This is a genomic window from Streptomyces sp. NPDC045026 (genome assembly GCF_056432625.1).
Map to the genome: position 1 here is coordinate 45,085 of NZ_JBWKIS010000030.1, position 23,456 is coordinate 68,540.

General features: G+C 68.1%; 19 protein-coding genes and 1 tRNA gene. 14 read left to right on the forward strand and 6 right to left on the reverse strand.

The genetic code is table 11. From position 1 onward, the window contains the following. The first annotated feature begins 1 nt into the window (after window position 1). A complete protein-coding gene (locus tag AC07EJ_RS38575; protein ID WP_389486897.1) occupies window positions 2–1,117 on the forward strand; it encodes a UDP-N-acetylmuramate dehydrogenase in 1,116 nt (371 codons plus the stop codon). A 64-nt stretch (window positions 1,118–1,181) separates the two neighbouring features. On the opposite strand, the gene AC07EJ_RS38580 is transcribed toward AC07EJ_RS38575, so the two are convergent. Continuing rightward, window positions 1,182–1,814, reverse strand: coding sequence for an NAD(P)-dependent oxidoreductase (locus AC07EJ_RS38580; protein WP_389486844.1), 633 nt, complete (start codon window positions 1,812–1,814; stop codon window positions 1,182–1,184). 88 nt (window positions 1,815–1,902) lie between these two features. Between AC07EJ_RS38580 and AC07EJ_RS38585 the strand changes: the two genes are divergently transcribed. Together AC07EJ_RS38585 and AC07EJ_RS38590 are read left to right on the forward strand one after the other, a co-directional pair. Beyond that, window positions 1,903–2,499: a TetR/AcrR family transcriptional regulator gene (locus tag AC07EJ_RS38585; protein ID WP_389486842.1), complete on the forward strand. Its 597-nt coding sequence runs from the start codon at window positions 1,903–1,905 to the stop codon at window positions 2,497–2,499. A gap of 29 nt (window positions 2,500–2,528) precedes the next feature. Further along, entirely contained in the window at window positions 2,529–3,254 is a 726-nt protein-coding gene (locus tag AC07EJ_RS38590; protein ID WP_389486840.1) for a DsbA family protein, read from the forward strand. A gap of 21 nt (window positions 3,255–3,275) precedes the next feature. Here AC07EJ_RS38590 and AC07EJ_RS38595 read toward each other — a convergent pair whose 3' ends face one another. Then, window positions 3,276–4,304: an adenosine deaminase gene (locus AC07EJ_RS38595; protein WP_389486838.1), complete on the reverse strand. Its 1,029-nt coding sequence runs from the start codon at window positions 4,302–4,304 to the stop codon at window positions 3,276–3,278. A gap of 173 nt (window positions 4,305–4,477) precedes the next feature. Then, on the reverse strand, window positions 4,478–5,716 hold the full coding sequence (locus tag AC07EJ_RS38600; protein WP_393587098.1) for a pyridoxal phosphate-dependent aminotransferase: 1,239 nt from the start codon (window positions 5,714–5,716) through the stop codon (window positions 4,478–4,480). Window positions 5,717–5,906: 190 nt separating this feature from the next. Here AC07EJ_RS38600 and AC07EJ_RS38605 point away from each other — a divergent pair. From AC07EJ_RS38605 to AC07EJ_RS38655, 11 genes are all read left to right on the forward strand, one after another. Further along, window positions 5,907–5,979, forward strand: a tRNA-Trp gene (locus AC07EJ_RS38605). Window positions 5,980–6,088: 109 nt separating this feature from the next. Then, on the forward strand, window positions 6,089–6,376 hold the full coding sequence (gene secE, locus AC07EJ_RS38610; RefSeq protein WP_100594904.1) for a preprotein translocase subunit SecE: 288 nt from the start codon (window positions 6,089–6,091) through the stop codon (window positions 6,374–6,376). A gap of 77 nt (window positions 6,377–6,453) precedes the next feature. Continuing rightward, window positions 6,454–7,362 carry a transcription termination/antitermination protein NusG gene (gene nusG / locus AC07EJ_RS38615; protein ID WP_383895931.1) on the forward strand — a complete coding sequence of 303 codons (909 nt, stop codon included), beginning with the start codon at window positions 6,454–6,456 and terminating at the stop codon, window positions 7,360–7,362. A gap of 177 nt (window positions 7,363–7,539) precedes the next feature. After that, window positions 7,540–7,974 (forward strand): 50S ribosomal protein L11, encoded by a 435-nt coding sequence (gene rplK, locus AC07EJ_RS38620; protein WP_100594902.1) that lies wholly within the window; start codon window positions 7,540–7,542, stop codon window positions 7,972–7,974. An 86-nt stretch (window positions 7,975–8,060) separates the two neighbouring features. Further along, complete coding sequence (rplA, locus tag AC07EJ_RS38625; protein ID WP_100594901.1) at window positions 8,061–8,789, forward strand: 50S ribosomal protein L1; 729 nt, start codon at window positions 8,061–8,063, stop codon at window positions 8,787–8,789. A gap of 142 nt (window positions 8,790–8,931) precedes the next feature. Beyond that, window positions 8,932–9,651: an SCO4651 family lipoprotein gene (locus tag AC07EJ_RS38630; protein ID WP_393587099.1), complete on the forward strand. Its 720-nt coding sequence runs from the start codon at window positions 8,932–8,934 to the stop codon at window positions 9,649–9,651. Between the two features lie 60 nt (window positions 9,652–9,711). Further along, window positions 9,712–10,563 carry an SCO4651 family lipoprotein gene (locus tag AC07EJ_RS38635; RefSeq protein ID WP_389486831.1) on the forward strand — a complete coding sequence of 284 codons (852 nt, stop codon included), beginning with the start codon at window positions 9,712–9,714 and terminating at the stop codon, window positions 10,561–10,563. 293 nt (window positions 10,564–10,856) lie between these two features. Continuing rightward, window positions 10,857–11,387, forward strand: a complete 531-nt coding sequence (gene rplJ, locus AC07EJ_RS38640) for a 50S ribosomal protein L10 (protein WP_362904097.1) — start codon at window positions 10,857–10,859, stop codon at window positions 11,385–11,387. Window positions 11,388–11,498: 111 nt separating this feature from the next. Further along, window positions 11,499–11,882, forward strand: coding sequence for a 50S ribosomal protein L7/L12 (gene rplL, locus AC07EJ_RS38645; protein ID WP_266673324.1), 384 nt, complete (start codon window positions 11,499–11,501; stop codon window positions 11,880–11,882). A 677-nt stretch (window positions 11,883–12,559) separates the two neighbouring features. Continuing rightward, window positions 12,560–16,045: a DNA-directed RNA polymerase subunit beta gene (gene rpoB, locus AC07EJ_RS38650; RefSeq protein ID WP_389486827.1), complete on the forward strand. Its 3,486-nt coding sequence runs from the start codon at window positions 12,560–12,562 to the stop codon at window positions 16,043–16,045. A gap of 123 nt (window positions 16,046–16,168) precedes the next feature. Then, window positions 16,169–20,068 (forward strand): DNA-directed RNA polymerase subunit beta', encoded by a 3,900-nt coding sequence (locus AC07EJ_RS38655; RefSeq protein ID WP_389486826.1) that lies wholly within the window; start codon window positions 16,169–16,171, stop codon window positions 20,066–20,068. A gap of 81 nt (window positions 20,069–20,149) precedes the next feature. On the opposite strand, the gene AC07EJ_RS38660 is transcribed toward AC07EJ_RS38655, so the two are convergent. Genes AC07EJ_RS38660 through AC07EJ_RS38670 form a run of 3 tightly spaced genes read right to left on the reverse strand, consistent with a single transcriptional unit; the run spans window position 20,150 to window position 23,424 of the window. Next, complete coding sequence (locus AC07EJ_RS38660; protein WP_478885995.1) at window positions 20,150–21,337, reverse strand: M48 family metalloprotease; 1,188 nt, start codon at window positions 21,335–21,337, stop codon at window positions 20,150–20,152. A 24-nt stretch (window positions 21,338–21,361) separates the two neighbouring features. Continuing rightward, on the reverse strand, window positions 21,362–21,922 hold the full coding sequence (locus tag AC07EJ_RS38665; protein WP_389486822.1) for a Pycsar system effector family protein: 561 nt from the start codon (window positions 21,920–21,922) through the stop codon (window positions 21,362–21,364). After that, window positions 21,919–23,424: a hypothetical protein gene (locus AC07EJ_RS38670; protein ID WP_478885996.1), complete on the reverse strand. Its 1,506-nt coding sequence runs from the start codon at window positions 23,422–23,424 to the stop codon at window positions 21,919–21,921. Before AC07EJ_RS38670 ends, AC07EJ_RS38665 begins: the two co-directional genes overlap by 4 nt. Window positions 23,425–23,456: the final 32 nt, after the last annotated feature.

Here is a 23,456-nt window from a genome sequence, read left to right on the forward strand (position 1 = left end):
TATTGAAGGAGACGAACGGCCCCGCCACGACCGGCGGGGCCGTTCTCGTACTCTTGAGCGCGTGCAGGAACTCCACGACGCCCCCCTCGCCCCCCTGACCACCTTCCGTCTCGGCGGCCCCGCGGCCCGGCTGCTGACGGCGACGACCGACGACGAGGTGATCGCCGCCGTCCGTGAGGCCGACGCGGCGGGCACCCCGCTGCTGATCGTCGGCGGTGGCAGCAACCTGGTCATCGGCGACAAGGGCTTCGCGGGCACCGCCCTGCGGATCGCCACGAAGGGCTTCTCGCTCGACGGTACGAACCTTGAGCTCGCGGCCGGCGAGGTGTGGACCGACGCGGTCGCCCGCACCGTCGAGGCCGGTCTCGCGGGCATCGAGTGCCTCGCCGGGATCCCCGGCTCCGCGGGCGCCACGCCGATCCAGAACGTGGGCGCGTACGGCCAGGAGGTCTCGTCGACGATCACCGAAGTGATCGCGTACGACCGGAAGGCCGGCGAGACTGTCACGATTCCGAACGAGGAGTGCGCCTTCTCGTACCGGCACAGCCGTTTCAAGGCCGATCCCGACCGCTTCGTGGTGCTGCGGGTGCGGTTCGGGCTCGAGGACGCGGGCGGCATGAGCGCCCCCATCAAGTACCCCGAGACCGCCCGCACCCTCGGCGTCGAGGCGGGCGACCGGGTCCCCGCGGCCCTCGCCCGCGAGACTGTCCTGAAGCTGCGCGCGGGCAAGGGCATGGTGCTCGACCCCGAGGATCACGACACCTGGTCGGCCGGGTCGTTCTTCACCAACCCGATCCTCACCGAGCAGGAGTTCGCCGCCTTCCACGCGCGCGTGGCGGACCGTCTCGGCCCCGACACCGCCCCGCCCGCCTTCCCCGCCGGCGAGGCCCGCGTGAAGACCTCGGCTGCCTGGCTCATCGACAAGGCCGGCTTCACCAAGGGGTACGGCAGCGGGCCCGCCCGTATCTCCACCAAGCACACGCTCGCCCTCACCAACCGCGGCGAGGCGACCACCGACGACCTCCTCGCGCTCGCCCGCGAGGTCGTGGCCGGCGTCCACGACGCCTTCGGCGTGACGCTGGTCAACGAGCCGGTCACGGTGGGCGTGACCCTCTGACCCTCTGACCCTCTGACTTTCTGACCTTCTGCCCTTCTGGCTGAACTTCTGGCCTTCTGACCTGCTAGTACGCGACCCCGACGCCCTGCTTCACCGTCGCGGGGTCGCCGATCATCGCCAGCATCGCGTGCGCCACATCGGCCCGCGAGATGCTCCGGCCGCTGCGCGGATTCCCGCCGACCACGGTCCGGTACGTGCCCGTGAGTGGCTTGTTCGTGAGCTTCGGCGGGCGTACGGAGGTCCAGTCCGTGGCGCTGGCCGCGAGCTCGCCCTCCATGGCCCGCAGATCGTCGTAGACGGGCTTGAGCAGCGAGTTGATGGCGCCGATCATGGCGCGGTCGAGGAGCGGTGAGCGCTCGGGCTCGGGGCCGACCGGCGCCGCGCTGACGACGAGCAGACGCCGTACGGCCTCGGCCTCCACCGCCCCCAGTACCGACCGAGTCAGCTCGGTCGCGATGCCCGCGTCCGCACGCTTGCGAGCGCCGAGCCCGGACAGGACCGCGTCCCGCCCGGCGACCGCGGGGCGCAGTGCCTCCGGGTCCCGCACGTCCGCCCGGAACACCTCCAGGTCCCCGCCCGTCACCGTGAACCGCGCGGGGTCCCGGACGACTGCGGTGACCTGGTGTCCCGACGCCAGCGCCTGCCGGACGATTTCCTGGCCGATACCGCCGGTCGCGCCGAAAACGGTGATCCTCATGACATACCCTCCTAGGGTGGGTGAGTGTTCACTCACCCCTTAGAGTGAGTGAACACTCACCTGCTCGTCAAGCTCGGTTGGAGTCCGCATGCATCAGAAGCCGGCCCGGGTCCGCATCGTCGACGCGGCCCATGAACTCATGCTGAGCATCGGCCTCGCGCGCGCCACCACCAAGGAGATCGCCAAGGCAGCCGAGTGTTCGGAAGCGGCGCTCTACAAATACTTCGCGAACAAGGAAGAGCTGTTCGTGACCGTTCTCAGCGAGCGGCTGCCCAAGCTCGGCCCCCTTCTGACCGACCTCACCAAGGAGCCGGGCGCGCGCAGCGTCGAGGCGAACCTCACGGAGATCGCCCGCGAAGCCGCCCTCTTCTACGAGCAGACCTTCCCGATGGCCGCGTCCCTCTACGCGGAACCCCAGCTCAAGCGCCGTCACGAGGCGGCCCTGCGCGAGATGGGCGCGGGCCCCCACCGGCCGATCCAGGGCCTGGACGCCTATCTCAGGTCCGAGCAGGACGCGGGCCGCATCAGCTCCGGCGCCGACACCTACGCCGCCGCGTCCCTCCTCCTCGGGGCGTGCGCCCAGCGCGCGTTCGCATACGACGCGGCCCCCGACCGCAAGCCCCCGCAGCCGCTGGACGAGTTCGCCGCGGGCCTCGCCCGCACTCTGCTCACAGGGATCGCATAGAGTCCCTCTTTTTCCGGGAGGGCAAGATCATGCTGCGAGGAAGAGCGCGCCGGGCCGCCGTGTCGGTGCTGGTGGCGGCGCTGACGGGAGTGCTTGCCGCCGGGTGCGGCCGGGGATCCTCCGGCGGGGACGGGACCTCCGACAAGAAGCCCGAACGGTTCGCGAACTCCGGGCAGTTGCCCGAACACCTCGCCGCCGACGGCACGACGGTCGTCGTCGGGTCATCGAAGGCGGACACCGTCGTACGGCTCTACGAAGACCTGCGCTGTCCCGTCTGCCGTGACTTCGAGGAGGACGGCGGCGCCGGCGCCCTGCGGAAGATGACTCTCCACGGTGAGGTCACGACCGAATACACCCTGGCGTCGTTCCTGGACGACCGACTGGGCGGCAAGGGCTCGAAGAAGGCGGCCAACGCGCTGCGAGCCGCGCTGGAACAGGGAAAGTTCGTCGAGTACCACGATCTCCTCTTCCAGGAACAGCCCGAAGAGGCCGTCGACGGCTACACGGACGCGTTCCTGCTCCGCATGGCCTCACGTGTGAAGGGCCTGCGCGGCGCCGAGTTCGACGCCGCGGTGAAGGGCATGAAGTACCGCTCCTTCGTCACCGCCTCCGAGAAGGCCTTCGAGGCGGACAAGGCGTCCGGCACTCCGGCCTTCGCCGTGGACGGCACCCTCCTCAAGAAGGACTGGTGGAACTTGATGTTCGACGCCGAGTCCGTTCCGCTGGTGGTCAGGATGGCCGTCGTGTCGAACTGACAGACGGGGGACCGGACCTGATCAGGAGGCGGCGGCCAGCCAGTCGTCGACCCCCGACAGCAGCTTCGCCCTGATGTCCTGTGGCGCCGCCGAGCCGCGCACCGACTGCCGTGCCAGCTCGGCCAGTTCGGCGTCGTCGAAGGCGTGGTGGCGGCGCGCGATCTCGTACTGGGCGGCCAGGCGCGAGCCGAACAGGAGCGGGTCGTCGGCGCCGAGCGCCATGGGTACCCCGGCCTCGAACAGAGTGCGCAGGGGTACGTCCTCCGGCTTCTCGTAGACGCCGAGTGCGACATTGGAGGCGGGGCAGACCTCGCAGGTCACACCCCGGTCCGCGAGCCGCTTCAGGAGCCGGGGGTCCTCGGCGGCCCGCACCCCGTGCCCGATCCGCACGGCCTCCAGGTCGTCCAGGCAGTCGCGTACGGAGGCGGGCCCGGTCAGCTCGCCGCCGTGCGGCGCGGCCAGCAGGCCGCCCTCCCTGGCGATGGCGAACGCCCGGTCGAAGTCCCGGGCCATGCCCCGCCGTTCGTCGTTGGACAGCCCGAAGCCGACGATGCCGCGGTCCGCGTACCGCACGGCGAGGCGGGCCAGCGTGCGCGCGTCCAGCGGATGCTTCATGCGGTTCGCGGCCACCAGGACGCGCATGCCGAGACCCGTGTCGCGCGAGGCGGTCTCGACGGCGTCCAGGATGACCTCCAGGGCCGGGATCAGCCCTCCGAGCCGCGGCGCGTACGACGTCGGGTCGACCTGGATCTCCAGCCACCCCGACCCGTCCGCGAGATCCTCCAGCGCGGCCTCGCGCACCAGCCGCTGAATGTCCTCGGGCTCGCGCAGGCAGGCCCGCGCGGCGTCGTACAGCCGCTGGAAGCGGAACCAGCCGCGCTCGTCGGTGGCCCGCAGCTTCGGCGGCTCGGCCCCGGTCAGGGCGTCCGGCAGCCGGACCCCGTACTTGTCGGCGAGCTCGAGCAGGGTCGTGTGCCGCATCGACCCGGTGAAGTGCAGATGAAGATGGGCCTTGGGCAGCTGCCTTACATCACGTGGTACGCGCTCCATTCCAGGATCTTGCCGCACGCACCCGCCACCCGGGAAGCGGCTTCCTCTTTCGTGGCCTTGCCCGAACGGAAATCCGGGCGAAGATCCGGACGAAGGTCCGGGCGGAAATCCGGACGAAAAAACGGGCCGCCCCCGGGAATCCCGGAGACGGCCCGCACCACGCGGAAGACGCGTCAGTCGCGCGCCTCGGCGAGCAGCTTCTGGATCCGCGAGACACCCTCGACCAGGTCCTCGTCGCCCAGGGCGTACGACAGACGCAGGTAGCCCGGCGTGCCGAAGGCCTCGCCCGGGACGACCGCGACCTCGGACTCCTCAAGGATCAGCGCGGCCAGCTCGACGGAGCTCTGCGGACGCTTGCCGCGGATCTCCTTGCCGAGCAGCTCCTTCACCGAGGGGTACGCGTAGAAGGCGCCCTCGGGCTCGGGGCAGAACACGCCGTCGATCTCGTTCAGCATGCGCACGATCGTCTTGCGGCGGCGGTCGAAGGCCTCGCGCATCTTCGCGACGGCCGTCAGGTCGCCGGACACGGCGGCGAGCGCGGCGATCTGCGCGACGTTCGACACGTTCGACGTGGCGTGCGACTGCAGGTTGGTCGCGGCCTTCACGACGTCCTTCGGGCCGATGATCCACCCGACGCGCCAGCCGGTCATCGCGTACGTCTTGGCGACGCCGTTCACGACGATGCACTTGTCACGCAGCTCGGGCAGGAGCGCCGGCAGGGACGTGAACTTGGCGTCCCCGTAGACCAGGTGCTCGTAGATCTCGTCGGTGAGGACCCACAGGCCGTGCTCGACGGCCCAGCGGCCGATCGCCTCGGCGTCGGCCTCGCTGTAGACCGCGCCCGTCGGGTTCGACGGCGACACGAACAGGACGACCTTGGTGCGCTCGGTGCGCGCCGCCTCCAGCTGCTCCACGGAGACGCGGTACCCGGTCGTCTCGTCGGCCACGACCTCCACCGGGACACCACCGGCAAGACGGATCGACTCGGGGTACGTCGTCCAGTACGGCGCCGGGACGATGACCTCGTCGCCCGGGTCGAGGATCGCGGCGAAGGCCTGGTAGATGGCCTGCTTGCCACCGTTGGTGACCAGGACCTGCGAGGCGTCGACCTCGTAGCCGGAGTCGCGCAGCGTCTTCGCGGCGATCGCGGCCTTCAGCTCGGGCAGACCGCCGGCGGGCGTGTACCGGTGGTACTTCGGGTTCTTGCAGGCCTCGATGGCCGCTTCGACGATGTAGTCCGGGGTCGGGAAGTCGGGCTCACCCGCGCCGAAACCGATCACCGGACGTCCGGCGGCCTTGAGGGCCTTGGCCTTGGCGTCGACGGCGAGGGTCGCGGACTCGGAGATCGCGCCGACACGGGCGGAGACCCGGCGCTCGGTGGGCGAAGAGGGAGGAGTAGCAGCAGCGCTCATAACCCCATCGTTCCAGACCGGAAACCCGACGGGCACACGGGTTTCACGGACGATCAACGACCGGCCCGGTTCTTTCTGTTCGACGGAGGGCCGCGGAACACGTACACTCACTGCTCGTTGGCCTTCACCGGCCGCCCTCTTCCGGCACACATCGTGCAGTCGGAAGGATGCGGTACGTTGGGGCAGACAAAGGGTCGTAGCTCAATTGGTAGAGCACTGGTCTCCAAAACCAGCGGTTGGGGGTTCAAGTCCCTCCGGCCCTGCTACACACTCCTTCGCCAGGACGTGTGCGCATGTACGTACTGCAAATGCACCGCCGTGCGGCTCAACCGGGCGCGGCACGGCCACGACCCGGAATTCAGGTGAGGACGCGTGACGGACGCCGTGGGCTCCATCGACATGCCTGATGCCCAGGATGAGGCGCCGGAGTCCCAGAAGAAGCCCCGTAAAGGTGGCAAGCGCGGCAAGAAGGGCCCCTTCGGCCGTCTCGCGCTCTTCTACCGCCAGATCGTCGCGGAGCTCCGCAAGGTTGTCTGGCCGACTCGAAACCAGCTCACCACGTACACCAGTGTGGTGATCGTGTTCGTCGTCATCATGATCGGTCTGGTGACCGTGATTGACTATGGCTTCAACCACGCCGTCAAGTACATCTTCGGCTGAGCCGAGAGCGAAGGGCGCCGTTCCCGGCGCCCCTTTCGCGTGTTCCACCCCTATGTATCCAGGAAGAAGCAGCCACAGTGTCTGACCCGAACCTGAACGAGGCGATCGAGCCCGTCGAGTCCGTTGAGGACGAGCTCGACATTGTCGAGGCGGCGGACGCCGAGAACGCCGAGGACACGGTCCAGGCCGAGGCTGCCGACGAGGCAGCCACTGAGGCTGACGCGCACGTCGAGGACGAGGTCGAAGCCGCCGAGGAGTCCCTCGAGCACGCCGCCGAGGACGACGCCGACGAGGAGTCCGCCGAGGACGCCCCCGAAGCCGAGGCCGACGAGGAGTCCGTCGAGGAAGCCGCCGAGGAGTCCGAGCCGGTCGACCCGATCGTCGCCCTGCGCGAGGAACTGCGCACGCTGCCCGGCGAGTGGTACGTCATCCACACGTACGCCGGTTACGAGAACCGCGTGAAGACCAACCTCGAGCAGCGCGCAGTCTCGCTGAACGTCGAGGACTTCATCTTCCAGGCCGAGGTGCCGCAGGAAGAGGTCGCGCAGATCAAGAACGGCGAGCGCAAGACCATCCGTCAGAACAAGCTCCCCGGCTACGTGCTGGTGCGCATGGACCTGACGAACGAGTCGTGGGGCGTCGTCCGCAACACCCCCGGCGTCACCGGCTTCGTGGGCAACGCCTACGACCCGTACCCGCTGACCCTGGACGAGATCGTCAAGATGCTCGCCCCGGAGGCCGAGGAGAAGGCCGCCCGTGAGGCCGCCGAGGCCGAGGGCAAGCCGGCTCCGTCCCGCAAGCTCGAGGTCCAGGTCCTGGACTTCGAGGTCGGCGACTCGGTCACCGTCACCGACGGCCCGTTCGCGACGCTGCAGGCGACGATCAACGAGATCAACGCCGACTCGAAGAAGGTCAAGGGCCTCGTCGAGATCTTCGGCCGTGAGACCCCGGTCGAGCTCAGCTTCGACCAGATCCAGAAGAACTAGCCCCTTCCGGGACCTTCTGGAACAAGCACTTCCGAACAGGTCAGACGGGCTCTCAAAGCCGGTCTGACCTGCTCGGTTTTTAGCCGCACTCGGATACCCGTTATCGTGGTGCGGTATGCCTCCATCCGGATGACCGGGTGGTCGGCTGAAAACTCTCACTAGGACCCGGAGAGAGCAATGCCTCCCAAGAAGAAGAAGGTCACGGGGCTTATCAAGCTCCAGATCCAGGCCGGTGCCGCCAACCCGGCCCCGCCGGTTGGTCCCGCACTGGGCCAGCACGGCGTCAACATCATGGAGTTCTGCAAGGCCTACAACGCCGCGACCGAGTCGCAGCGTGGCTGGGTCATCCCGGTGGAGATCACGGTCTACGAAGACCGCTCCTTCACCTTCATCACCAAGACGCCCCCGGCCGCCAAGATGATCCTCAAGGCTGCGGGCATCGAGAAGGGCTCCGGCGAGCCTCACAAGACCAAGGTCGCGAAGATCACCGACGCGCAGGTCCGCGAGATCGCCACCACCAAGATGGCCGACCTCAACGCCAACGACCTGGACGCCGCCGCGAAGATCATCGCCGGTACCGCGCGTTCCATGGGCGTCACGGTCGAGGGCTGAACACCCTCCTCCCCGTAAGACCTTTCAGTGGCAGGGCCAGCGCCGGCCCGGACCACGAACTCCATACCTGAACTCCAGGAGTAGCAGTGAAGCGCAGCAAGACTCTCCGCGCTGCGGACGCCAAGATCGACCGGGACAAGCTCTACGCCCCGCTCGAGGCCGTCCGTATCGCCAAGGAGACCTCCGCGACGAAGTTCGACGGCACCGTCGAGGTCGCCATGCGTCTGGGTGTCGACCCGCGCAAGGCCGACCAGATGGTCCGCGGCACCGTGAACCTCCCGCACGGCACCGGCAAGACCGCCCGGGTCCTGGTCTTCGCGACCGGTGACCGTGCCGCGGCCGCGGAAGCCGCCGGCGCCGACATCGTCGGCTCCGACGAGCTCATCGACGAGATCTCCAAGGGCAACCGCCTGAACGAGTTCGACGCCGTCGTCGCCACCCCGGACCTCATGGGCAAGGTCGGCCGCCTCGGCCGCGTGCTCGGTCCGCGTGGCCTCATGCCGAACCCGAAGACCGGCACGGTGACCCCGGACGTGGTCAAGGCCGTGAACGAGATCAAGGGCGGCAAGATCGAGTTCCGCGTCGACAAGCACTCGAACCTCCACTTCATCATCGGCAAGGTGTCCTTCGACGACACCCAGCTGGTGGAGAACTACGGCGCGGCCCTGGACGAGATCCTTCGTCTGAAGCCGTCCGCCGCCAAGGGTCGCTACATCAAGAAGGCCGCCATCGCCACCACGATGGGCCCCGGCGTTCCGCTCGACCCGAACCGCACCCGCAACCTCCTCGTCGAGGAGGACCCGGCTGCGGTCTGAGCCTGACAGCTCAGCCAAGTCGGCTCGGGCCCCGCACCTTTCGAGGTGTGGGGCCCGTTCCCGTTTTCCCGCTAACCCCTCCGGACGCCGGTGCGCTCCGCTAGCGTGCGGGGTCGACCTGGGGCTCGGCGGGGGGGAGCGTATGAACGGCAGGACATGGGTGCGGCGCGCGACGGTCTGCCTGGCGGTGGCCGGCCTGGTGTCCTGCGGCACCAAGGATGCGCCCAAGAGCGACGAGAGCGTCATCGGGGCGCTGAAGGCCGCCCGCTCCGAGGTCGCCGCCGCCGGGTCCGCGAGGATCGAGGCGACCAGCAGTACGGGCACCAGCCTGTCCTCGCGGAGCGTCGGCGTGCTGCGCTGGTCGGGCGGGCTGCGAGGCACTCTGAGGGTGACCACGACCGGCGGCTCGATGGCCTCGACGACCAGGCTCATGGGCGGCTCCCCGTCCCAGTCCCGCTTCCTGCCGGACGCGTACTACACGCGCATGACCGACAAGTTCGCCGCGCTGTCGGAGGGCAAGCACTGGATCAGATACCCGTACGACTCAGGGGCCGACCTCTCCCCGGCGGCCTCCCTGAAGCTGCTGCTGGCCTGCGGAAACGTGCGAGAGGTGGGCCGGGAGACCGTGCGCGGCGTCCGGGCCACGCACTACACGGGCACGGCCGACGGGCAGCGCGTCGACGTCTGGATCGGCCGGGGACACCTCCTGGTCAAGCGCGTCCAGCGGGCCCGCACGGCCTCCGGTGCCTTCTCCGGGACGGTGCACTACGCCGACTACGGCGCTCGCGCCTCGGCCGAGCGCCCGCCGGCGCGGGACACCGTCGACTTCAAGGACGTCGTCAATCGAAAGCCCGCCGCCTGACCCTTTCGGTAGGGTGCGCCCACCTACGTGTATCGATCATGTGTTTCTAGGGGTGGGGTCATGACAGCGAAGAGAGCGGTGGGGGCCGTACTGGCCGCCGCGGTGCTGTGCGGCGGGGCCGCCGCCTGTACGTCGTCGGGGGGCGACGGAGGGAGGCCGGATTCCTCGCCGCGGATGGCGGCGGCCGCGGCCGTCCTCAAGGCCACGAGGAACGGTGAGTGGCTGACCTCGTTCGGCTACCGGATGACCGGTGAGGTCCCCGGCTCCGGCCGGATCAACGGCGAGGCCGCGATCAGCGTGCAGCCGATGGCGATGCGGATGAGGATGACCTCGCCCGACCAGGGCTCCGACGGAACCCTCGAGATGCGCGTCACCGGCGGCGCCCTGTACATGGGCGGTGGCAAGGGCGCCGCCAAGGAGACGGACGGCAGGAGCTGGCTCAAGTTCGACATCTCCGGGCCGAAGTCGCAGGAGGCGGCGGCGTCGAACCCGCTGGCCGGCCAGGCGGACCAGAACCCGGCCGAGCAGGTCACGTTCCTCAACGGCTCCAAGGACCTCGAGCGCGTCGGCGAGGAGACCGTCGAGGGCGAGAAGACCGCGCACTACAAGGGCACCGTCACGCTCGACCAGATGCGCGAGAGCTACGAGAACGAGGACGCGGCCACCAGGAAGCGCCGCGACAAGAGCCTCTCGATGTACGAGGGCCTGGGTGTCGACAAGCTCGCGGTGGACCTGTGGATCGACCGGGACGACCGCACCAAGCGCTTCCGCACCCGCGGTGCGGCGGACAAGGGTCGCTTCGACATGACGATGACCTTCTTCGACTACGACAAGCCGGTCACCGTGCAGGCCCCGCCCGCCAAGGACGTGGTGGACCTGGCCGCGATGATGAAGGGCGCGACCAGCAGCTGAGTGCCCCGGCGGGGGCCGGCAAGGGCGGATTTGCCTGAGGCGGACCCCGTCACGTAATCTCCTCAAGAAGCCAAAGACCGCTGGTCGTTGCCGTGGCCTCGTGAGAGGAACCGGCGACCGAAGGATCTGCTGAAAGCAGACGACCTGCGCAGGTGACTGTGGAAAGTTCCCGGACGCTGTTCTTCATTGAGCACAGCCGGTCGAGCTACGCCCCGTGCGCCTGCGCCGGGGCGTTTTGTTTTGTACAGCCCCTTCTGAGCGGTCCTCATCACCCGGAAGGAGGCCGACGCTCTATGGCAAGGCCCGACAAGGCTGCCGCGGTAGCCGAGCTCACGGACCAGTTCCGCAGCTCGAACGCCGCCGTGCTGACCGAGTACCGGGGTCTCACCGTGGCGCAGCTCAAGACGCTGCGTCGTTCGCTCGGTGAGAACGCCCAGTACGCCGTGGTGAAGAACACGCTGACCAAGATTGCGGCCAACGAGGCCGGGATCAACACGCTGGACGACCTCTTCAACGGTCCGACGGCGGTTGCCTTCATCACCGGTGACCCGGTGGAGTCGGCGAAGGGTCTTCGTGACTTCGCCAAGGAAAACCCCAACCTCGTCATCAAGGGCGGTGTCCTTGACGGCAAGGCGCTGTCCGCCGACGAGATCAAGAAGCTTGCGGACCTCGAGTCCCGCGAGGTTCTGCTCGCCAAGCTGGCGGGCGCCATGAAGGGCAAGCAGACTCAGGCTGCTCAGGTCTTCCAGGCGCTCCCGTCGAAGTTCGTCCGCACCGCGGAGGCGCTTCGTGCCAAGCAGGCCGAGCAGGGCGGTGCCGAGTAATTCGGCTCGCGCAATGATCGCCGCCCGCTAGGGCGACGGTCGCAGCGGGCCGAACGTACGCCCGCCTACATGTAACTCCGGCACCTGCCGAATTAGTGGAAGGACGCCATCATGGCGAAGCTGTCCCAGGACGACCTGCTCGCGCAGTTCGAAGAGATGACCCTCATCGAGCTCTCCGAGTTCGTGAAGGCCTTCGAGGAGAAGTTCGACGTCACCGCCGCCGCGGCCGTCGCCGTTGCCGGCCCGGCCGGCCCGGGTGCCGCCGCTGAGGCCGTCGAGGAGCAGGACGAGTTCGACGTCATCCTCACGGGCGCCGGCGAGAAGAAGATCCAGGTCATCAAGGTCGTGCGCGAGCTCACCTCCCTGGGCCTCAAGGAGGCCAAGGACCTCGTCGACGGCGCCCCGAAGCCCGTCCTCGAGAAGGTCGCCAAGGAGGCCGCTGAGAAGGCCGCCGAGTCCCTCAAGGGCGCTGGCGCCTCTGTCGAGGTCAAGTGATCTCAGGAGTCTTCTGACTCCTTGCTGAGCGGCTCTCCTGTAGGGCTGTAACGCGAACGTACTGAAGGGCGATCACCCATCTGGGTGGTCGCCCTTCAGGCTTTTCGGATGGCCGCTCAGCGCTCCAGCTTCGGCTGCCTTGCACTGACGGTCCCGACGAGTATGGTGATCTTGGTTGTGCCTGGAGCCGGTGCCTGGAGCGGGTTCCTGCGGGCGCCCGCTGGTGAGTGCGGGGGTCGGGCCGGCCCCGTTCGTACAGGAGGGGGCCTTGACGAACCGCACGCGGCGCGCAATTCTCAGGACGCGTCGTCACAACGATCCGGATCCGAGGCATGGATCGACGACGAAGAGGGCAGTAAGGATGTGCGTGCCACGAGTGACGTGGTGACGTGTTGCAGCTGTTGAGAACAACGAGGGTCTGACGAGGGTCGTTGAGGACAACGAGGGTCTCAAAAAACCCGCACTGGACATCAGTGAGCCAAGTGGCTACACTGACCCTTTGCGCTGCCTGTTAGCTGCTCCCTGCCCGTCACCAGGGGCATGTCCTCGCTCCAGCACCGTTGGACTGAAGTCGTCCTGACCTGGCCCTCACCGGTCGATTCGGGAAGCTTCTGCCTCCGTGCCAGCTTGGGACCGGTACGCGCGTAGTGAGTCCGAGCCCTCGGAAGGACCCCCTCTTGGCCGCCTCGCGCACTGCCTCGACCGCGAATACGAACAACGGCGCCAGCACCGCCCCGCTGCGCATTTCCTTTGCAAAGATCAAGGAGCCCCTCGAGGTTCCGAACCTTCTTGCGCTGCAGACCGAGAGCTTCGACTGGCTGCTCGGCAATGACGCGTGGAAGGCTCGTGTCGAGGCGGCTCTGGAAAGCGGACAGGACGTCCCCAGGAAGTCCGGTCTGGAGGAGATCTTCGAGGAGATCTCCCCGATCGAGGACTTCTCAGGGTCGATGTCCCTGACGTTCCGCGACCACCGCTTCGAGCCCCCCAAGAACTCGATCGACGAATGCAAGGAGCGCGACTTCACGTTCGGCGCCCCGCTCTTCGTCACCGCCGAGTTCACCAACAACGAGACCGGCGAGATCAAGTCCCAGACGGTCTTCATGGGCGACTTCCCGCTCATGACCAACAAGGGCACCTTCGTCATCAACGGCACCGAGCGTGTCGTTGTGTCGCAGCTCGTCCGCTCGCCCGGCGTCTACTTCGACTCCTCGATCGACAAGACGTCCGACAAGGACATTTTCTCGGCCAAGGTCATCCCGTCCCGGGGTGCCTGGCTCGAGATGGAGATCGACAAGCGCGACATGGTCGGTGTCCGCATCGACCGCAAGCGCAAGCAGTCCGTCACCGTTCTCCTGAAGGCTCTCGGTTGGACGACCGAGCAGATCCTCGAGGAGTTCGGCGAGTACGAGTCCATGCGCGCCACCCTGGAGAAGGACCACACCCAGGGCCAGGACGACGCGCTTCTGGACATCTACCGCAAGCTGCGTCCGGGCGAGCCGCCGACCCGTGAGGCCGCGCAGACGCTGCTCGAGAACCTCTACTTCAACCCCAAGCGCTACGACCTCGCGAAGGTCGGCCGCTACAAGGTCAACAAGAAGCTGGGCGGCGAAGCCCCGCTGGACGCCGGCGTCCTGACCGTCGAGGACATCATCTCGTCGATCAAGTACCTGGTGAAGCTGCACGCCGGTGAGACCGAGACCGTTGGCAACAGCGGTGCCTCGATCGTCGTCGAGACCGACGACATCGACCACTTCGGCAACCGTCGTCTGCGTAACGTCGGCGAGCTCATCCAGAACCAGGTCCGCACGGGTCTGGCTCGTATGGAGCGCGTCGTCCGTGAGCGCATGACGACTCAGGACGTCGAGGCGATCACGCCGCAGACCCTGATCAACATCCGGCCGGTCGTCGCCTCCATCAAGGAGTTCTTCGGCACCAGCCAGCTGTCGCAGTTCATGGACCAGAACAACCCGCTGTCGGGTCTCACCCACAAGCGCCGTCTGTCGGCGCTTGGCCCGGGTGGTCTCTCCCGTGAGCGGGCCGGCTTCGAGGTCCGTGACGTGCACCCGTCCCACTACGGCCGTATGTGCCCGATCGAGACGCCTGAAGGCCCGAACATCGGTCTGATCGGTTCGCTGGCTTCCTACGGTCGCGTCAACGCGTTCGGCTTCGTCGAGACGCCGTACCGCAAGGTCGTCGAGGGCGTCGTCACCGACGACGTCGACTACCTGACCGCGGACGAGGAAGACCGCTTCGTGATCGCCCAGGCCAACGCCGGCCTTGGCGAGGACATGCGGTTCACCGAGAACCGCGTCCTGGTCCGCCGTCGTGGTGGCGAGATCGACTACATCCCGGGCGACGACGTCGACTACATGGACGTCTCGCCGCGCCAGATGGTGTCGGTCGCGACCGCGATGATCCCGTTCCTCGAGCACGACGACGCCAACCGTGCCCTCATGGGCGCGAACATGATGCGTCAGGCCGTGCCGCTGATCAAGTCCGAGGCGCCGCTCGTCGGCACGGGCATGGAGTACCGCTGCGCCACCGACGCGGGCGACGTGCTCAAGGCGGAGAAGGACGGTGTGGTCCAGGAGGTCTCCGCGGACTACATCACCACCGCCAACGACGACGGCACGTACACCACGTACCGCCTCGCGAAGTTCTCGCGCTCCAACCAGGGCACCTCCGTCAACCAGAAGGTTGTCGTGGACGAGGGCGCCCGCGTGATCGAGGGCCAGGTCCTGGCCGACGGTCCCGCGACCGAGAACGGCGAGATGGCGCTCGGCAAGAACCTGCTCGTGGCGTTCATGCCGTGGGAGGGTCACAACTACGAGGACGCGATCATCCTGTCGCAGCGCCTCGTGCAGGACGACGTCCTCTCCTCGATCCACATCGAGGAGCACGAGGTCGACGCCCGTGACACCAAGCTCGGCCCGGAGGAGATCACCCGGGACATCCCGAACGTCTCCGAAGAGGTCCTCGCCGACCTCGACGAGCGCGGCATCATCCGTATCGGTGCCGAGGTCGTCGCCGGCGACATCCTCGTCGGCAAGGTCACGCCCAAGGGTGAGACCGAGCTGACGCCGGAGGAGCGCCTGCTCCGCGCGATCTTCGGTGAGAAGGCGCGCGAGGTGCGCGACACCTCGCTGAAGGTGCCGCACGGTGAGATCGGCAAGGTCATCGGCGTCCGCGTCTTCGACCGTGAAGAGGGCGACGAGCTGCCGCCGGGCGTGAACCAGCTGGTTCGTGTCTACGTGGCGCAGAAGCGCAAGATCACGGACGGTGACAAGCTCGCCGGCCGCCACGGCAACAAGGGTGTTATCTCGAAGATCCTTCCGATCGAGGACATGCCGTTCCTCGAGGACGGAACTCCGGTCGACATCATCCTCAACCCGCTGGGTGTGCCGTCCCGAATGAACCCGGGACAGGTCCTGGAGATCCACCTCGGCTGGCTCGCCAGCCGCGGCTGGGACGTCTCCGGCCTCGGTGACGAGTGGGCCCAGCGCCTGCAGGTCATCGGCGCCGACCAGGTCGCCCCCGGCACCAACGTCGCGACCCCGGTCTTCGACGGTGCGCGTGAGGACGAGATCTCCGGTCTCTTCGAGGCCACGATCCCGAACCGCGACGGTGACCGCCTGGTCCAGCCGTCCGGCAAGGCCAACCTGTTCGACGGCCGCTCCGGTGAGCCGTTCCCGGACCCGATCTCGATCGGGTACATGTACATCCTCAAGCTGCACCACCTGGTCGACGACAAGCTCCACGCCCGTTCGACCGGTCCGTACTCCATGATCACCCAGCAGCCGCTGGGTGGTAAGGCTCAGTTCGGTGGCCAGCGATTCGGTGAGATGGAGGTGTGGGCGCTTGAGGCTTACGGTGCCGCTTACGCCCTCCAGGAGCTCCTGACGATCAAGTCCGACGACGTGACCGGCCGCGTGAAGGTCTACGAGGCCATCGTCAAGGGCGAGAACATTCCCGAGCCGGGCATTCCCGAGTCCTTCAAGGTGCTCATCAAGGAAATGCAGTCGCTCTGCCTCAACGTGGAGGTGCTGTCCTCGGACGGCATGTCCATCGAGATGCGCGACACCGACGAGGACGTCTTCCGCGCGGCGGAGGAGCTCGGTATCGACCTGTCCCGGCGCGAGCCGAGCAGCGTCGAAGAGGTCTGACGGGCCTGGCCGGGGGCTCCCACAAGGAGCCCCCGGCCATCCCCGGGACCGTTCAGACCATGATGAAGCGCCTAATTCTCGCTAACGCGAGGGGCACAACCCCGAAAGAGGGATTGACGCACAGTGCTCGACGTCAACTTCTTCGACGAGCTGCGGATCGGCCTTGCCACCGCGGACGACATCCGGACCTGGTCTCACGGCGAGGTCAAGAAGCCTGAGACCATCAACTACCGCACCCTCAAGCCCGAAAAGGACGGACTCTTCTGCGAGAAGATCTTCGGTCCGACCCGGGACTGGGAGTGCTACTGCGGTAAGTACAAGCGTGTCCGCTTCAAGGGCATCATCTGCGAGCGCTGCGGCGTCGAGGTCACTCGCGCCAAGGTGCGTCGTGAGCGGATGGGTCACATTGAGCTGGCCGCCCCTGTCACGCACATCTGGTACTTCAAGGGCGTTCCGTCGCGCCTCGGCTACCTGCTTGATCTCGCCCCGAAGGACCTCGAGAAGGTCATCTACTTCGCGGCGTACATGATCACGTTCGTGGACGAGGAGCGCCGCACCCGCGACCTGCCCTCCCTCGAGGCGCACGTCCAGGTGGAGCGTCAGCAGATCGAGAACCGTCGCGACTCCGACCTGGAGGCCCGCGCCAAGAAGCTCGAGACCGACCTGGCCGAGCTCGAGGCCGAGGGTGCCAAGGCCGACGTGCGCCGCAAGGTGCGCGAAGGCGCGGAGCGCGAGATGAAGCAGCTGCGCGACCGTGCGCAGCGCGAGATCGACCGCCTCGACGAGGTGTGGAACCGCTTCAAGAACCTCAAGGTCCAGGACCTCGAAGGTGACGAGCTGCTCTACCGCGAGCTGCGTGACCGCTTCGGCACGTACTTCGACGGCTCCATGGGTGCCGCTGCCCTGCAGAAGCGCCTGGAGTCCTTCGACCTCGAGGAGGAGGCCGAGCGCCTCCGCGAGATCATCCGTACCGGCAAGGGCCAGAAGAAGACCCGTGCGCTCAAGCGCCTCAAGGTCGTCTCCGCGTTCCTGCAGACCAGCAACAGCCCCAAGGGCATGGTGCTCGACTGCGTGCCGGTCATCCCGCCGGACCTGCGTCCGATGGTGCAGCTGGACGGCGGCCGCTTCGCGACCTCCGACCTGAACGACCTGTACCGCCGCGTGATCAACCGCAACAACCGCCTGAAGCGACTCCTTGACCTCGGCGCCCCCGAGATCATCGTGAACAACGAGAAGCGCATGCTTCAGGAGGCCGTCGACGCGCTCTTCGACAACGGCCGTCGTGGTCGCCCGGTCACGGGCCCCGGCAACCGTCCGCTGAAGTCGCTGTCCGACATGCTCAAGGGCAAGCAGGGTCGTTTCCGTCAGAACCTGCTCGGTAAGCGAGTCGACTACTCGGCGCGTTCCGTCATCGTCGTCGGCCCGCAGCTGAAGCTGCACCAGTGTGGTCTCCCGAAGGCCATGGCGCTGGAGCTCTTCAAGCCGTTCGTGATGAAGCGCCTGGTCGACCTGAACCACGCGCAGAACATCAAGAGCGCCAAGCGCATGGTCGAGCGCGGCCGCACGGTCGTGTACGACGTCCTGGAAGAGGTCATCGCCGAGCACCCGGTTCTGCTGAACCGTGCGCCGACGCTGCACCGCCTCGGCATCCAGGCCTTCGAGCCGCAGCTGGTCGAGGGCAAGGCCATCCAGATCCACCCGCTCGTCTGCACCGCGTTCAACGCGGACTTCGACGGTGACCAGATGGCCGTGCACCTGCCGCTCTCCGCGGAGGCGCAGGCCGAGGCCCGCATCCTGATGCTGTCCTCGAACAACATCCTCAAGCCCGCCGACGGCCGTCCGGTGACGATGCCGACCCAGGACATGGTCCTCGGTCTGTTCTTCCTCACCACCGACGGTGAACTCCGTGACACCAAGGGCGAGGGCCGCGCGTTCGGCTCCACGGCCGAGGCGACCATGGCGTTCGACGCCGGCGAGCTCGCGCTTCAGTCGTCCGTCGACATCCGCTTCCCGGTGGGCACCATCCCGCCGCGTGGCTGGACGCCGCCGGCCGCCGAGGAGGGCGAGCAGGAGTACCAGTCGGGCGACAGCTTCCGTCTGCGTACGTCCCTGGGCCGCGCGCTCTTCAACGAGCTGCTGCCCGAGGACTACCCGTTCGTCGACTACTCGGTGGGCAAGAAGCAGCTCTCCGAGATCGTGAACGACCTCGCCGAGCGCTACCCCAAGGTCATCGTGGCGGCGACGCTCGACAACCTGAAGGCGGCCGGCTTCTACTGGGCGACCCGTTCCGGTGTCACCGTGGCCATCTCCGACGTCGTGGTCCCCGCGGCCAAGAAGGAGATCGTCGCGGGTTACGAGGCGCAGGACGAGAAGGTCCAGAAGCAGTACGAGCGCGGTCTCATCACGAAGGAAGAGCGCACTCAGGAGCTCATCGCGATCTGGACCAAGGCGACCAACGAGGTTGCCGAGGCGATGAACGCGAACTTCCCGAAGACGAACCCCATCTTCATGATGGTTGACTCGGGTGCCCGAGGAAACATGATGCAGATGCGTCAGATCGCCGGTATGCGTGGTCTGGTGTCGAACGCCAAGAACGAGACGATTCCGCGTCCCATCAAGGCGTCCTTCCGCGAGGGCCTCACCGTCCTCGAGTACTTCATCTCGACCCACGGTGCTCGTAAGGGTCTGGCTGACACCGCTCTGCGTACCGCCGACTCCGGTTACCTCACCCGTCGTCTGGTCGACGTCTCCCAGGACGTCATCATTCGCGAGGAGGACTGCGGCACCGAGCGTGGTCTCAAGCTCGACATCGCCACGCGCGGCGCCGACGGCGTCCTGCGCAAGGCGGACGACGTCGAGACCAGCGTGTACGCGCGCTGCCTGGCCGAGGACATCGTCGTCGACGGGAAGGTGCTCGCCCCGGCGGGCGTCGACCTCGGTGACGTGCTCATCGACCAGCTGGTCAACGCGGGCGTCGAGCAGGTCAAGACCCGTTCGGTCCTGACCTGTGAGTCCGCCGTCGGCACCTGCGCCATGTGCTACGGCCGCTCGCTGGCCACCGGCAAGCTGGTCGACATCGGTGAGGCGGTCGGCATCATCGCCGCCCAGTCCATCGGTGAGCCCGGTACCCAGCTGACGATGCGTACCTTCCACACCGGTGGTGTGGCCGGTGACGACATCACCCAGGGTCTGCCCCGTGTCGTCGAGCTCTTCGAGGCTCGTACGCCGAAGGGTGTCGCCCCGATCTCCGAGGCCGCGGGCCGTGTCCGCATCGAGGAGACCGAGAAGACCAAGAAGCTCGTCGTCACCCCGGACGACGGCAGCGACGAGACGCCGTTCCCGATCTCGAAGCGTGCCCGTCTGCTCGTGGGCGAGGGCGACCACGTCGAGGTGGGCCAGAAGCTCACCGTGGGTGCCACCAACCCGCACGACGTGCTGCGCATTCTGGGCCAGCGTGCCGTCCAGGTCCACCTGGTCGGCGAAGTCCAGAAGGTCTACAACTCGCAGGGTGTGTCGATCCACGACAAGCACATCGAGATCATCATCCGGCAGATGCTGCGCCGCGTGACGATCATCGAGTCCGGCGACGCGGAGCTGCTGCCGGGCGAGCTCGTCGAGCGCTCGAAGTTCGAGACCGAGAACCGTCGTGTGGTCACCGAGGGCGGTCACCCCGCCTCCGGCCGCCCGCAGCTGATGGGTATCACCAAGGCCTCGCTGGCGACGGAATCCTGGCTGTCGGCCGCCTCCTTCCAGGAGACGACCCGAGTCCTGACGGATGCGGCGATCAACGCCAAGTCCGACAGCCTCATCGGCCTCAAGGAGAACGTCATCATCGGTAAGCTCATCCCGGCCGGTACGGGTCTGTCCCGCTACCGCAACATCCGGGTCGAGCCGACCGAAGAGGCCAAGGCCGCGATGTACTCGGCCGTCGGTTACGACGACATCGACTACTCGCCGTTCGGCACGGGCTCCGGCCAGGCCGTTCCGCTGGAGGACTACGACTACGGTCCGTACAACCAGTAAGGCGTATGTCTGACGAAGGGCGCCCATTCCGCTTCTGCGGGGTGGGCGCCCTTTCGGCTGTCCTGGGTCTGCCGGTGTGCCTCAGCGCGGTGGCTGCTGCGGTGGCTGTTGGGGCGCGTAGGGCTGGAGGTAGGGCTGCAGGTGGTGGAGCCGGGTGTAGTGGTCCGGGTGTGAGGAGAGCAGCCTGCTCAGGGGGCTCTCTTTGAGGGGGACGCTGCGGTTGAGGGCCTGCGCGGCGGCCGTCCGCTGCTGATCGGAACGGTGCAGCTTGTCCAGTACGCCGGCCAGCATGGGCGCGAAGCCGAGGCCCGCCGCGTGCCGGTCGGCGCGCAACTCCGCGCGCCTGCTGACCGCGGCGAGCGCGTACGGCAGGGCGAGGATCAGCAGCGGCAGTCCGTACAGGCTGCTGATCGTGGTGAGGGCGACGCTGCCGAAGACGAGCAGGAAGAACCCGACTCCGAAGCAGGAGAAGGACTTGGACACCTTGAACAGGGCCCGGCCGATGACTCGGAAGACCCGCCAGGCGACGCGGCCCGGCAGCGCGTACCAGTAGCCGAGCAGCGAGGACCAGGTATGGCCTCCGACGTGGTGACCCAGCTCGTGGGCCATCACCGCGGCCAGCTCGCCGTTGGGCAGCTCGTTCATGGCGAAGCGGGTGACGCCGACGATGTGGCCGGCCGCAGCGACCGCGTTGAGGTCGTCGCTGTCCTCCACCCACAGCTCGTACGCCCGCGCGTCTACGCCCGCGCGGGCGGTGACCTCCCGCCAGACCGGTTCGAGGCGCTGCCGCTCCTGTGCGGTGGGGTAGCGCAGATGCAGGAAGTGGCGGGCGATGGCGCTTTCGGTGGGCCGGTGGAAGACCAGCAGTCCGCTGATCAGCCAGGCGAGGACCACGAGGAGGCCGAGCCCGCCGAAGACGAGGGAGGCGAGGCCGATGACCAGCAGGCTGCACAGGAAGTTCGGGACGTACAGCAGCAGACTGCCGACCGCGGTGGCGTCGACACCCCGCTGATGCGAGCTCAGGTACGCGCGTCGTCGCTCGGTGGAGATGTGGTGGGGGTGCCCTTCCGCAGGCATGGCGGGCCCTGCGGCGTACTGGGATGGGACGGCGGGAGTGGGGCCCGGGTGGACGGGTCCGGGGGACGAGGGCTGAGCGCCCGTCGACGGGTACTGCGGCGGGCCGGGGGCCGGGCCGGCGGTGGGGTACGTGGGTGGCGGCGTCGAGGACGAGGGGTACTCGGGGGGCTGTGCGCCAGAGGGCTGGGTCATCTGGGATTCCTCCGTGTGGGAACGTCAGCCGATGAGCAGCGCCGCGGGGAGCAGCACCGTGCCGACGGCGAATGCGATCAGCCCCGTGCGGATCCACTGGTGTTTGCGCGCGGCGATCCGGCTGGTTTCGGTGAGCGCCCTAGTGAGCCCGTCGGCGGCGCGGCGTTCGGTGGCCATGAGCGCGGCGGTGAGCTGTCCGGCGCGCGCGGCCTGCTGGATGTCCCCGAAGTGCGTGAGCGGTTCACCCGGTGTCCAGCCCCTGCTGCGGTAGCGCGGCAGGACGGCGAGGAGCAGGGCGAACAGCGCGAGGGCGAGGGCCCCCGCCCCGGCCCACCAGGCAGCCGTGCCGGGACCGGAGAGCACGGCCGGTGACCAGCCGCCGCCCGCGAGGAGGCCGCTGAACACTCCCGCGGTCATGCCGAGCGCGGCGACGAGGACGGAGGCCTTGCTGTCGGCGCGGGCTATCTCGCTGCGCAGATCGGCCAGGAGCGTCTCACCGGTGCGGGCAGCTGCCTGCGAGAGGGGCGCTGCGGGTGCCGGTGGGTCGTCGGGGGTGGTGCGGTCCGGTGTGGCGGGGCCGCTCATGACGGGGTACCCGGGGTGTCAGGGTCTTCCTCCGGGGGCGGCGGAGCCTGATCCGTCCCCGGAGGGGTGGCGGGGGGAGCGGCCAAGGGCTGCGGAGGGGTGCCGGGCAGCGTGGGGGAGCTGCCGTAGCCGGGCGGCGGCTGCCACGGGGGAGCCGGGCTCGGCATGGTGGGCGGAGCGGGCTGGGAAGGGGAGCCGGCGGGCGGCGGGGTGTACGCGGTCGTGGAGGAGGGGGTCCGAACAGGAGGCGGGCCGTACGGGCGATCCTGCTGGGGCGCGGGCGCCGGCGCCGGCGCCGGGTGGCTCCCGTCTGCCGCGTCCTCCACGAAGCCGTTGGCCATGGGCCCCTGGCCGTCCGGCTCGGCCGGACCCTGCTGTTCGGGCAGCACCGCGGACGGCGGCCGGCGCTGAGCAGGGGGCGGATCCTGCGGAACGCCCGGCAGACGCTGGTTGAGGATGTCGCTGACCGTGCGCAGGGCCAGTTGCTTGGGACCCTCCAATTGGTGCATCTCCGCGTTGTCCCCGCTCAGGAGCTGGCTCACGAGGTCCATCTGCGCCTGGATGAGGCGTAGTTGGTCCGCCCGCATGCTCTCCATGACGAGCCGGGAGTCCTCCGGGTGCTGTGCCAGGTGCAGGGCCCACATCTGGACACCACCCTGCTGGAGGTGCCACTGATAGAAGTCGATCTTCTCGGTCTCGATCTTCTGGAGCTCCAGCTGCTGCCGGCCTTGGAGCATGGCTTGCTCGTGTGCCCACTCCAACTGCCGCTTGGCCAGCTCCTGCTGCTGCTCGCCGAACGCCGTGGCGCGGGACATCTGGAGCATGTCCTGCTGCCGGTTCCGCAGGTCCTGGGCCATGTCGACGGCCATGCCCTGCTCCTGCGCGGCGATCTGCTCGGCCGCGCTGTGCCTGATGGCCTGGATCCGGATCTGGTGGTCGATGTTCTCCTGGTCCCGGCGCAGCCGCACGGTCCAGGCGGCCTGAATGCCGGCCGCGAGCCCGAGCGGTCCTGTCGCGGCCAGGGCGCGCAGCATCTCCGTCTCGGCCGCGGCGCTGTCCCCGATGGCGTGGTGCCGCGTCACTGGGCGGGCCGCCTGCTGGAGTTCGGCGACGACCAGCGCGGGAACATCGCGGTGGCCGCTCGCCACGAACCGCGCGGGATCGGCGACCTGCCAGCTCAGTTCGACGGTCGCGCCGAACTCGAAGGCGTCGTTGTCGCTGGGCAGGGCGAGCTCCGTGCTGTACGGGTGGACGCCCATGTCCACCTCGTAGACGGACGTGTAGCGCTTGGCCGCCACCTCCGAGCGGGAGGGCCGCAGCGGTGGCAGGTAGGTGTCGTACGAGCCCTTCGGGCCGGTGAAGACCAGTGCGTGGTCCATGCGGGCGTGGGTCTTGCGGGAGAACTCGAAACGCGAGAGCTGGCGCACGGTCAGGACGGGATCGACGATCTCGCTGTGCCGGTGGGCCGGCTGCTGCCACTCGGGTGGCCGGAACTGCGGCATGGAACCTGTCTCCTGGAAGGAAGGGGCGAGGT